The sequence below is a fragment of the Mucilaginibacter straminoryzae genome (assembly GCF_022953055.1).
Lineage (GTDB): Bacteria > Bacteroidota > Bacteroidia > Sphingobacteriales > Sphingobacteriaceae > Mucilaginibacter > Mucilaginibacter straminoryzae.
On sequence record NZ_JALJEJ010000005.1, the window covers coordinates 14,996 to 26,862 of the forward strand.

The 11,867-nt window shown below is 41.4% G+C and carries 10 protein-coding genes and 1 tRNA gene; 7 read left to right on the forward strand and 4 right to left on the reverse strand.

What is annotated here, in order from left to right; all coding sequences use genetic code 11:
- Position 1 precedes the first annotated feature (1 nt).
- On the reverse strand, positions 2-778 hold the full coding sequence (locus tag MUY27_RS11945; protein WP_245130262.1) for an MlaE family ABC transporter permease: 777 nt from the start codon (positions 776-778) through the stop codon (positions 2-4).
- Between the two features lie 230 nt (positions 779-1,008).
- Here MUY27_RS11945 and MUY27_RS11950 point away from each other — a divergent pair, with 230 nt between their 5' ends.
- The 5 genes from MUY27_RS11950 to MUY27_RS11965 all read left to right on the forward strand — a co-directional run bounded on the left by MUY27_RS11950 (position 1,009) and on the right by MUY27_RS11965 (position 7,435).
- Positions 1,009-1,662: an NAD-dependent epimerase/dehydratase family protein gene (locus MUY27_RS11950; protein WP_245130263.1), complete on the forward strand. Its 654-nt coding sequence runs from the start codon at positions 1,009-1,011 to the stop codon at positions 1,660-1,662.
- Positions 1,659-3,524: an ABC-F family ATP-binding cassette domain-containing protein gene (locus tag MUY27_RS11955; RefSeq protein WP_245130264.1), complete on the forward strand. Its 1,866-nt coding sequence runs from the start codon at positions 1,659-1,661 to the stop codon at positions 3,522-3,524. Before MUY27_RS11950 ends, MUY27_RS11955 begins: the two co-directional genes overlap by 4 nt.
- A 3-nt stretch (positions 3,525-3,527) precedes the next feature.
- Positions 3,528-3,782 (forward strand): CBU_0592 family membrane protein, encoded by a 255-nt coding sequence (locus MUY27_RS20715; protein WP_420846906.1) that lies wholly within the window; start codon positions 3,528-3,530, stop codon positions 3,780-3,782.
- 33 nt (positions 3,783-3,815) lie between these two features.
- A complete protein-coding gene (mnmG, locus tag MUY27_RS11960) occupies positions 3,816-5,678 on the forward strand; it encodes a tRNA uridine-5-carboxymethylaminomethyl(34) synthesis enzyme MnmG (protein WP_245130265.1) in 1,863 nt (620 codons plus the stop codon).
- Between the two features lie 209 nt (positions 5,679-5,887).
- Complete coding sequence (locus MUY27_RS11965; RefSeq protein WP_262918325.1) at positions 5,888-7,435, forward strand: Ig-like domain-containing domain; 1,548 nt, start codon at positions 5,888-5,890, stop codon at positions 7,433-7,435.
- Here MUY27_RS11965 and MUY27_RS11970 read toward each other — a convergent pair.
- The gene (locus tag MUY27_RS11970; protein WP_245130267.1) at positions 7,425-7,937 is read right to left on the reverse strand and encodes a gamma carbonic anhydrase family protein; all 513 of its coding nucleotides are present in this window, start codon (positions 7,935-7,937) and stop codon (positions 7,425-7,427) included. The genes MUY27_RS11965 and MUY27_RS11970 overlap by 11 nt on opposite strands.
- A gap of 110 nt (positions 7,938-8,047) precedes the next feature.
- Here MUY27_RS11970 and MUY27_RS11975 point away from each other — a divergent pair.
- Positions 8,048-8,120: transfer RNA gene (locus MUY27_RS11975), tRNA-Gly, on the forward strand.
- A 151-nt stretch (positions 8,121-8,271) separates the two neighbouring features.
- Here MUY27_RS11975 and nadB read toward each other — a convergent pair.
- The gene (gene nadB / locus MUY27_RS11980) at positions 8,272-9,864 is read right to left on the reverse strand and encodes an L-aspartate oxidase (protein ID WP_245130268.1); all 1,593 of its coding nucleotides are present in this window, start codon (positions 9,862-9,864) and stop codon (positions 8,272-8,274) included.
- Positions 9,865-10,274: 410 nt separating this feature from the next.
- Here nadB and nadA point away from each other — a divergent pair, with 410 nt between their 5' ends.
- Complete coding sequence (nadA, locus tag MUY27_RS11985; protein ID WP_245130269.1) at positions 10,275-11,267, forward strand: quinolinate synthase NadA; 993 nt, start codon at positions 10,275-10,277, stop codon at positions 11,265-11,267.
- Between the two features lie 64 nt (positions 11,268-11,331).
- Here the strand turns inward: nadA and MUY27_RS11990 are convergent, their stop codons facing one another.
- A complete protein-coding gene (locus MUY27_RS11990; RefSeq protein ID WP_245130270.1) occupies positions 11,332-11,859 on the reverse strand; it encodes a hypothetical protein in 528 nt (175 codons plus the stop codon).
- Positions 11,860-11,867: the final 8 nt, after the last annotated feature.

Below are 11,867 nucleotides of genomic sequence, written 5' to 3' on the forward strand. Positions count from 1 at the left end.
ATTAGTAATACAAAAGGTTAGTGATCTGAACAACAATCATATCTATAAAGAATATCCACAACGAAGCCGTAACTACAGCCGAGTTAGCGGCGACACCTACGCTTTCGGTACCCTTATTAGAATTAAAGCCCTTGTAACAACCTACATAGCCGATTGCAAAACCGAAGAAAACAGTCTTGATCAGCGCCGGGAAAAAGTCAGTAAAGTCGAGCGAGGAGATACACTTGTTAAAGTATAAGAAGAAGCTGATCTTATCGCTGATGTTTAGCGCCACGTAACCACCGAAAAGGCCAATAGCATCGCCGATCATGGTTAATAATGGTACCATCAGGCTGGTTGCCAGAATGCGGGTAACCACCAGGTACTGTATAGGGTTTGCACCGGCAACTTCCATCGCATCAATCTGCTCCGTCACCTTCATACTGCCCAGTTCTGCACCGATACTGGATGCGATTTTTCCTGCGCAAATAATGGCCGTTATCACAGGCCCTATCTCCCTTACGATAGATACCGCCAGGGTATGCGGCAACATACTTTCCGCGCCAAATTCAACCAGCGTAGGCCGCAATTGCAGGATAAGCACCAGTCCCATGATGAATGAAGTTAACCCGACAAGAGAGAACGATTTATACCCTATTTCGTAACACTGCCGTACAAACTCTGACCATTCAAAACCGCCAGAGAAAATATTTCTAATAAAACGCGACAGGAAAACACTTTGGTCTCCTACGGAAATGGCCCATTTTTTCCATCCGCTTAGCGCTGCCTGATCTTCCATTATGTATAAATTATATTTGAAATTCTTTGGGTTCAAACACCCTGCCTTTATAAGACCTGGTTAACTGGTATTGATATAAACGCGAACGCGCCTGTTACTTTTGATTCCAAGAACTGCTGTTATAACATCAATATCTTCAGTTTTGTTTATCAGGTATTTAGATGTTTCATCTTTACCAAAAATCAGCCCAAACTTTACACACCTATTTTTCCTACTTTTGTATACTTTATATGAAAAAGGCAATCATAGCAGGCGCAACCGGACTGGTTGGTGGAGAGTTATTGCAAATTATTTTGCAAAATTCTGACTATCAGGAAGTTTTGGTAATAACCAGACGTGATTTAGGTATACAGAACCCTAAGTTAGTTCAGCTGATTGTCAATTTTGATGAGCTTGACCAACACCAGCATACCCTAACCGCGGATGCGCTGTTTTGCTGCCTGGGCACTACACAAAAGAAGACACCAGACCGTAAACAGTATAAAAAAATAGACTATGAATACCCGTTGAACTTAGCGCAGATAGCAAAGCGCAATGGGATAAAGCAGTATCATTTTATATCGTCTGTTGGGGCCGATATGCATTCTTCTAACTTCTACCTAAAAACTAAAGGAGAAACAGAAGATGCGCTGGTACACCTGCACCTGCAATGTTTACACATATACCAACCATCGTTTTTAGTTGGTAATCGCAGCGAATCGAGGCTGGGCGAAAAGATAGCCGGAGCCGTTTTAAAAATAGTTGATCCGCTGTTAATCGGGGGATTAAAAAAATACAGGAGCATAAAAGCCGCCGCTGTAGCAAAGGCAATGTACAACCAATCTATGAAGCAGGAAACAGGCTTATATATCCATCCATCAGATCACATCAAAAAATTAGCGTGAGTACTTATTTATCAGGAGAAAGTTTAGGTCACTCCTATCATGACCGTTGGTTATTCCGCAACCTTACCATAGGAATTAATAAAGGCAGACGCGTTGCATTAGTAGGTGTAAACGGGGCTGGCAAGTCTACCTTATTAAAGATTTTATCAGAGCAGTTGGCGCCTACAGAAGGTAAGGTAGTGCATGCACGTGACGTAAGGATTGGCTATCTTGACCAGGACCCGAAGTTTGAAAAAGATTACACCATCAGCGACTTTATCTTTAATGCAGATAACCAGCAGCAGCAACTCATCCGTCAGTATGAAGAGTTAATGGATACCGACCCCGATAACGAGGACGCCATTAATAAACTGGCCGAAGAACTGAGCAACGCTGATGCGTGGGCTTATGAATACCAAATCAAGACCATCCTTGGCCGACTGGATATTCATCACTTAAGCCAGCGGATAGATACCTTATCCGGCGGACAGAAAAAACGACTGGCTTTGGCTGCGCTATTAATTGCCGAACCGGATGTGTACGTGATTGACGAGCCTACCAACCACTTAGATATTGACACCATTGAATGGCTTGAAAAACTTTTGACCGAAGGTGGCAAAACCATAGTGATGGTAACGCACGACCGTTATTTTCTGGATAATGTATGCAACGAAATTATCGAGTTAGATAATGGTAAGATATTCTCGTACCAGGGTAACTACCAATATTTCTTAGAAAAGAAAGCTGAGCGCGAAGCAACCGATGCGGCTCAATTCGCTAAGAATAGTAACCTGTTGAAGAAAGAGCTGGAATGGATGCGCAGGCAGCCGCAAGCCCGTGGTACAAAATCTAAAGCACGGATTGATGCCTTTTATGACCTGGAAGAAAAAACCAAGAACGGCGGACCAAAAGATAAGGTTCAGCTAAGTATGAAGACTTCCCGCCAGGGGAACAAGATTATGGAATTGCATCACCTGGGAAAAGTATTCCAGGGACGTAAAGTGATTGATGAGTTTGATTACGTTTTCAAAAAAGGTGACCGTATTGGTATTGCCGGTAAAAACGGCAGTGGCAAGTCTACCCTATTGAACCTGATCACCCAAAATATTAATCCAGATACCGGTGAAGTAATTAAAGGTGAAACTACGGTAATAGGGTACTATCACCAGCAGGGAATTACTTTTAAAGAAGACGAAAGGGTAATTGATATTGTTAAAAGCGTGGCAGATTATATCCCAATGGCAGATGGAAAAACCATCACCGCCTCTCAGCTTTTAACCCAATTCTTGTTTCCTCCTAATAAACAGCATGGCTTTGTTACCAATTTGAGCGGTGGCGAGAAGAAACGTTTACAATTAATGCGCATCCTGATGAAGAACCCAAACTTCTTAATCCTGGATGAGCCTACTAACGATTTGGACATCGATACGTTGAATGTTCTTGAAGACTTCCTGATGAATTATACAGGCGTACTACTATTAGTATCTCACGACCGTTATTTATTGGATAAATTAGTAGAACAGTTATTTATTTTAGATGGCAGTGGTTCGGTAAATATTTATAATGGCAACTATTCATCTTTCCGCTTAGAACAAGATGAAGCGAAAACGCAGAGTAAAGCGCAAGCAATACAACCTACCGCTACCCCTGTTAAAAAACCAGAAGTAAAATCCAAGTTATCCTTTAAGGAGACTAAAGAACTGCAAGACCTGGAAAAAGAAATCGCTAATATCGAAAATGAAATAAAAGCGCTTGCTATAACGTTAAATTCGGGAAGCTTGGATCATATTCAATTAGCGGAAACATCAAAGAAAATAGAGGATTTAACAGCGTTATTGGATGAGAAATCATTCCGCTGGTTAGAACTATCTGAAAAGCAATAAACCATGAAGTTATCTGATATTTTAGCCTCTTTAGGCGTTATTATCCTCTTAATCGCCTTCCTGCTTAATTTATATAAAAAACTGGACGCAAATAGCAGAGCTTATACCTTTATGAATTTCTTTGGGGCAGCTTTATGTTGTATATCTTCTATACTCATCAGGTTCTACCCTTTCATTATTCTGGAAGCGGTTTGGGCTTCGTTCGCATTAGTGTCATTATTCAAAGTTCCACGTGGAACATCTTCTGATAAAAAGTAATTTTGTAATTGTTCCACGTGGAACATCAATACTATGTTTAAGAAATACGATGTAATTGTAGTAGGCGCAGGCCATGCAGGTTGCGAAGCAGCAGCAGCAGCGGCTAATATGGGTTCGTCTGTTTTATTGGTTACCATGAACATGGGAACTATTGCGCAGATGAGCTGTAATCCTGCTATGGGCGGTGTGGCCAAAGGCCAAATTGTGCGAGAGATAGATGCTTTGGGTGGATACTCTGGTATTATTGCTGATAAAACAACTATCCAGTTCCGCATGCTTAACCTTTCTAAAGGGCCTGCTATGTGGAGCCCCCGCGCACAAAACGACCGGTTGCGTTTTGCAGAAGAGTGGCGCTTGATGTTAGAAAGCACGCCTAATGTAGACTTTTGGCAGGATATGGTTAGCGGCCTGATTGTAAAAGGTGATAAAGTTTGTGGCGTTAAAACATCTATAGGTGTTGAAATAGAAGCTGAGGCTGTTGTGTTAACCAACGGTACTTTCTTAAACGGAACCATCCATATTGGCGAAAAGCGCTTCGGTGGTGGCCGTACCGGCGAGAAAGCCGCAACCGGTTTAACCGAACAATTAGTAGAATTAGGTTTTGAAGCTGGCCGAATGAAAACCGGTACTCCACCCAGGGTGGACGGCCGTAGCTTGAATTACGGAGTAATGGAAGAACAATGGGGAGATGAAAACCCTGGCCGTTTTTCTTATACAGATATAGAGCGCCCTACGCGCCAACGCTGCTGCTGGATCACCTATACCAACGCTGAAGTACATGAAACCTTGAAAGAAGGTTTTGAAAAATCGCCAATGTTTACCGGCAGGATTAAAGGTTTAGGTCCGCGTTATTGCCCGTCTATAGAAGACAAAATCAACCGTTTTGCCGAACGTGAACGCCATCAGATATTCGTGGAACCCGAAGGTTTTGATACAGTAGAAATCTACGTAAATGGCTTCTCCACTTCTTTACCAGAGGATGTTCAGTACCGGGCGCTAACTAAAATACCAGGTTTCGAAAAGGCTAAAATGTTCAGGCCCGGGTATGCCATAGAGTATGATTACTTCCCCCCTATGCAGTTAGATTCTACCCTGGAAACGAAGTTGATCAAAAACTTATTCTTCGCCGGACAGATCAATGGAACTACAGGTTACGAGGAAGCCGCATCACAAGGGCTAATCGCAGGTATCAACGCGCACCAAAAAGTACATGATCAGCACGAAGTAATACTGAAAAGATCTGAGTCTTACATTGGAGTTTTGATAGACGACCTGGTAACAAAAGGTACCGAAGAACCTTACCGGATGTTTACTTCACGGGCAGAACACCGCTTGTTATTACGCCAGGATAATGCCGATGTAAGGCTAAGTCCGCTTGGTCACGAGTTAGGTTTGATCAGCGAAGAGCGTTTGCAAAAGGTAAAAGATAAGATAGAGAATTCTGATAAGATTGTGGCATTCACCAAAAGCAAATCTATAGAGCCTGCTGCAGTGAATGGCTTATTAGAAGAGCTTGGTACAAGTGCCTTAAATCAAAATGTGAAATTGTTTAGCCTGATCTCACGCCCGCAAGTGAGCATTAATGATTTGATTAAAGCAGATAGCAACTTAGGCAGCTTACTTTCTGAATACGATAAAGAAACTATTGAGCAGGCAGAGATAAAAATTAAATACGAAAGCTATTTTGAAAAGGAGCTTGAGATTGTAGAGAAAATGAAGAAGATGGAAAACAACGAAATTAATCCCGACTTCAATTATCACAACCTGGTATCACTATCAAAAGAAGCGCGAGAAAAATTGATGAAGGTAAAACCCCGTACGTTAGGGCAAGCATCACGTATTTCGGGGGTGTCCCCTTCTGATATTTCTGTTCTAATGGTCCATTTATCGAGATAATAATCTAAATAGCTGAAAATTAATAACTTATAAAATATCCGATTTAAGACATTATTTTAAAAATTTAATATCCTGAATCATAAAAAGAGTAAAATAGCTTATACAGCCTAAAAATGCCCTCAAATAAAAAATCACGCTTTTTTGCCATTTCGTTCATCGCATTTTTTACGATGTTGATCGTTTTTGGCTGTGCAAGTATCAGAAGACCGATGGGAGGTCCGCGCGATCACACGCCACCAAAGTTATTGTCGGCGACCCCGCCAAACATGACTCGGAACTTTAATGCGAAAAAAGTGGAGATGCAGTTTGACGAATATTTTAAACTGAATAACCAATACCAGGAGATCAGCATCAGCCCGACCCAGGAACGTTTACCTGAATTTAAGATCAGCAGTAAAAAACTGATCATCGATTTTAAAGACAGCCTGCAGAAGAACACTACATATGTGATCAACTTCGGTAAATCAATACAGGACGTAAACGAGAGTAACATTCTCAAAAATTTTACTTACGTATTTTCCACCGGCCCGCATATCGATTCACTTTCTGTAAGCGGTTCCGTCACCAACACAGAAACCCAGGAAAAGGAAAAAGATGCAACCGTTATGCTGTTCCCCCTAAAACAGGATACAGCCTTCTTTGGGAAAAAGAAACCGATGATCTTTACCACGACAGATTCATCTGGTAATTTTAGCTTAGGAAACCTTCACGATGGCGACTATCGCATCTATGCTTTGAAAGAGCCTTCTCCGGACCGAATCTATAACAGTGATAAAGAACTGATCGCTTTTTCAAAGGATCCGATACACTTAACAAAAGATACGTCTGGTATAAGTTTAAGATTATTTAAACAGGTACCTGATAAATTCCGGATTGCTGAGAAGCGTTTCGACCAGGATGGTAAGCTGTTATTTGTTTTCAACCGGCCACTGAAAGATCCATCCGTTAAGATCACCTACCCCCCTAACCTGGATGATCAAAAAATTGTAGACTTCTCAAAAAATAAAGATACTGCTTTGGTCTACATGCGCAACATGGATTTTGATTCTATCCGTGTGGCTTTCGCCGAACAGCAAAAACCTTTAGATACTACTTATTTAAGAAAAGGACGAAAAGAAACCTTTACCAGGGCCATTGCTTTCCGGTACAATTTAGACCAGGACAACAGGTTAAAACCCGGCAACGATTTACAGCTAACTTCTAACCTGCCGATTGAAACTTTTGAGCAGTCCTTAATAGTATTGGCAGAAGATTCCACCCAGGCTACTTTCATTATTCAGAAAGATCCGAATAATCCGAAACTATTCAAGCTAAAGTCGCGCTGGAAACAGGATGCCATTTACACATTGACAATCAATGATAACGCCTTCACCGATATTTACGGCGATAAGAGCAAGAAAACGATCAAGAAATTTCAGCTAAACAAACCGGAAAACTACGGTACGTTGAGTATTAAGTTGAATGTACCTGATACCAGTAAGGCTTATATTGCAGAGGTGATCAACCAATCTAAGAGCATTGTTAAAACGCAACTATTTAGTAAAAACTCCACGCTTATCATGAAAGACTTCCCGACCGGAAAGTACCGGATACGTATTATTTATGATGCTAACCGGAACGGGATATGGGATAGCGGTAACGTTAAAAAAGCCTTACAGCCAGAAAATATCTGGTTATATAATAAAGATATCAGCCTGCGAGCAAACTGGGATACAGAAGAAACGGTAGATATCCCGAGAGAACCGGTTACACCTTAAACCAGCTGGAGTACATGATATAATTATCCGGCAATTTATCTAACAAAGCCCTTTGCTCATCAGTAAGGGGCTTTATTTTTTTTGCCGGCGTACCGGCATATAGGTAACCGGATTCGCACCGTGTATTTTCCAACACAACCGATCCTGCACCAATAATTACGTATTCTTCTACTACTGCATGGTCCATCACGATAGCACCCATACCTATTAACGTATGATCCTGAAGGGTGCAGCCATGTACAATGGCATTATGCCCGATAGAAACATAGTTACCTATATTGGTTGGTGCGCGCTGATAAGTAGCATGAATAACAGCGCCATCCTGGATGTTGGTATTGTTGCCAACTTTAATGTAATCTACATCTCCGCGGACTATGGCATTAAACCAAACCGAACAATTATCACCCATCTCTACATCACCTACAATGGTACAGTTTTCGGCGATAAAGCAATCTTTACCCCAAACAGGGCTTTTATCTTTTACGGGCAGGATGACAGGCATATATTTTAAGTTACGTGTTTTGAGTTGCGAGTTTCGCAATTACCAAAAATAGTTTTTACTTTTATAAAAAACAGGGGAACCGGTAACTGGCCACCCGAAACTAAATCTAAGCGGAAATAGCTCAGTCGGTAGAGCATCAGTTTCCCAAACTGAAGGCCGCGGGTTCGAATCCCGTTTTCCGCTCATTCCATATATAAATTTAAGTCATTTCGAAGAATGTCATCCTGAGCTTGTCGAAGGATTTTTTCGGCACCTTAAAGGACAATTTAAAACCAAATATCCTGAATAACCCTTCGACAAGCTCAGGGTGACACTGTTAAGGGATAACGTTAATTTAAAAAACCGTATCCTCCAATACTTTAGCATGTTCCGGGTAATCCGTGGTATAATGTAGTCCCCGGCTTTCTTTACGCAGCATAGCAGATTTTACTACAATATAAGATACCTGGATCAGGTTGCGCAGTTCACAAAGTTTCACTGATAACTTGGTTTGTTTATAGAAAGATTCCGTTTCTTCATATAGCAAACCTAAACGGCGCATGGCCCTGTCTAAACGAAAATCAGAACGGACGATACCAACGTAATCACTCATGATCTTTTGCATCTCGCGGATATTGTGCGTCACCAGGATATCTTCGTTAGAAAGCTGCACACCTTTTTCATCCCAGTCGGGGATACCTTCGGGGATTGTATTTTGTTCAAAGTCTTTCACGGCATCTTTGTAAATACGATGTGCATAAACCAAAGCTTCCAATAAAGAGTTAGAAGCCAAACGGTTAGCACCATGTAAGCCTGTTGATGCACATTCGCCGCAGGCATATAACCGCATAATACTGGAACGGCCAACATGATCTACCATAATACCACCGCACATGTAATGACAAGCCGGTGAAACCGGGATCATGTCTTTCGTCATGTCTAAACCGATATCCAGGCACTTGGCATAAATGTTAGGGAAATGACTTAAAATATCAGCCTTCTTCCTGTGACGAACGTCGAGATAAACAAAATCTTCACCAGACTTCTTCATTTCCGAGTCGATAGCCCGGGCAACAATATCACGCGGTGCCAAAGACTTCCTTGGATCATAATCCTGCATAAATTCCGTTCCATCGTGCCGTTTTAAAATTCCGCCGAAACCACGTACCGCTTCAGAGATCAGGAAAGAAGGATATTCACCCGGATTATATAAAGCTGTCGGGTGGAACTGGATGAACTCCATATTCCGCACCTTGCCTTTCGCACGGTAAACCATGGCCACGCCATCGCCGGTAGCAATGGTTGGGTTAGTAGTAATAGAATAAATATGCCCTGCACCCCCTGAGGCCATTACCGTAACCTTAGATAAAATCTTATCCACAATACCGGTCTCACTGTTTAAAGCATAAATACCGTAGCAAGTAATGTCAGTGGTAGACTTATCCACAAATTCACCTAAATGGTGTTGAGTAATCAGGTCTACCGCAAAATAATGCGTCAGCATTTCAATATTTGGATGGTTCTGAATCTGTTCCAACAACGCCCGCTCGATCTCAAAACCGGTAATATCCTTATAATGGAGTACCCTGAACTCTGAATGTCCACCCTCTTTAGCCAGGTCGAACAGCCCATCATTGGTCTTATCGAAATTGGTTCCGTAATCAATAATCTCACGAATCCTTGCCGGTCCTTCTTTCACCACGTTCTCCACAACAGTGCGGTCACAAAGGCCATCGCCGGCAATCAGGGTGTCTTCTATGTGTTTTTCAAAAGAATCCTCTTTTTTATCCACAACTACAGCAACACCTCCCTGGGCATATTTTGTGTTAGATTCATCGGCGCTGGCTTTCGTAACTATCAGAACCTTACCATGTTTTGCCGCTTTCAGCGCGAAACTTAATCCGGCGATACCAGAACCCACCACCAGGAAATCCACATTTTTTGTCATAAATCAATAAATAGATGTGTAAAAATAGTACTTGTGTTAATAAGCCCTTTAAAACGTGTTACTTTTGCGTAAGTAAAATTCTAATAAATTCTTTGAGCGTTAATAACTCGCGTTCGAGCTTCCAAAAGAGGTAATTTATCAGGAATTTTTCAGGTACTTTTGTCAGTAATTCAACATTTTTAACCTTTATAAACAATTAACAAAATAGGTTTTGATAAAAATTGTTGCGTAATAAAAAGGTTTTAAAATGAGCACATTAAAGAACTAAAAAGTAAGGTTAAATGTTGATAACATGCTAAAAACTGATTTTTCAAAAAAATTTAAAGTCCAGTTTCCAACATTACCAACACCCTAATAAACAATAAGAATTCTATTAATAATATTTTTTGTATTTATTGTACTGTCAACAAATGGATATCTTCGAAGAAATAAATGTGAAGGGATATGCCGAGGAATACATCGATCCGACGCTTGATCTTTTCGACGAAATAGAAAAACTGAAGCGTGAAAAAAATGCAGTTATACTGGCACATTATTACCAGGAAGGAGATATACAGGATATTGCCGATTATATTGGCGATAGCCTGGGCCTGTCACAACAGGCTGCAAAAACCGATGCCGATATTATTGTTTTTGCCGGTGTGCATTTTATGGCTGAAACAGCTAAGATACTTTCACCAACAAAAAAGGTACTGCTGCCAGATCTGAAAGCCGGATGTTCCCTTGCCGACAGCTGCCCGCCGCACCTTTTTAAAAAGTTTAAGGAAAACTACCCGGATCACCTGGTAATTACCTATGTAAACTGTACGGCCGAACTAAAAGCGTTAAGCGATATTGTATGTACCTCCAGTAATGCGGTGCAGATTGTGGAAAGCTTACCTGAAGACCAGAAGATCATCTTTGGACCAGACCGTAACCTTGGACGTTATGTGGCAGAGAAAACCGGCCGCGACCTGGTGTTGTGGAACGGTGCTTGTATGGTGCACGAGATCTTTTCGCGCGAGAAGATTACCAAGCTGAAAGAACGCCATCCTGAAGCGAAGATCTTAGCCCACCCCGAATGTGAAGAACACATCCTTGAACTGGCGGATTATATCGGTTCTACCACCGGTATCCTGAAATATGCGACAAATAGCCCTGCAAAGGAATTTATTGTGGCTACAGAAGCGGGAATACTGCACCAGATGGAAAAGGACAATCCGGATAAAAAATTTTTTCCGGCTCCGCCGAATAACACCTGTGCCTGTAACGACTGCCCGCACATGAAACGGAACACCCTGGAAAAACTTTATCTGTGTTTAAAAAATGAAATGCCGGAAATTACCTTGCCAGCAGATATTATTGAAAAGGCTGTAAAACCGATAGAGCGTATGCTGGAGATTTCTGCACAACTCGGACTTTAAAAAAATTTTCCGGCTTCGCCGGTATAGCAAAAAGCCACCGTCAGGTGGCTTTTTATGTGTATGCTTAAGACTCGTTGGGGGTGAGCAGGATCCAACTAATTTTACCGTTTTTAAACGAGAAACTAATGAATACGTCTACTGGTTCACCTTCGGGTGCTGCGAGGAAAACACTCATACCATCTTTATGCCTGGTTCTCCATGAATTGGGGAAATAGTCTTTAAGAAGCGTGATTGGGCTACCTATTCCTATCGGCTTTCCAAAACCTTTAGCCGTTTTGAACACAAATAACCATCCGGTCTTACGCATATCCACTGAATTGAAGTTTGCATCCTCAAATAAGATACTTGCCGAAGGATAAACATATTCTTTAACTATAGACTCGGAAATTTCGTTATCTACCTTTTTTATTTTCAGCGGTTTGCCTAAAAGCTTATTGATATTGGCTTTTTTAAGGCTGTAAACGGGGACCATTTTGGTGCCTGTGTTAAGGTAAATATTTGAGCCATTGATCAGATCATAGTCGCGCTGAGCAAAGGCAAAAGATACCACTAATTGTAGCAGGATGTAACAGGTAAGGTGTTTTATTTTCATGATTTGTA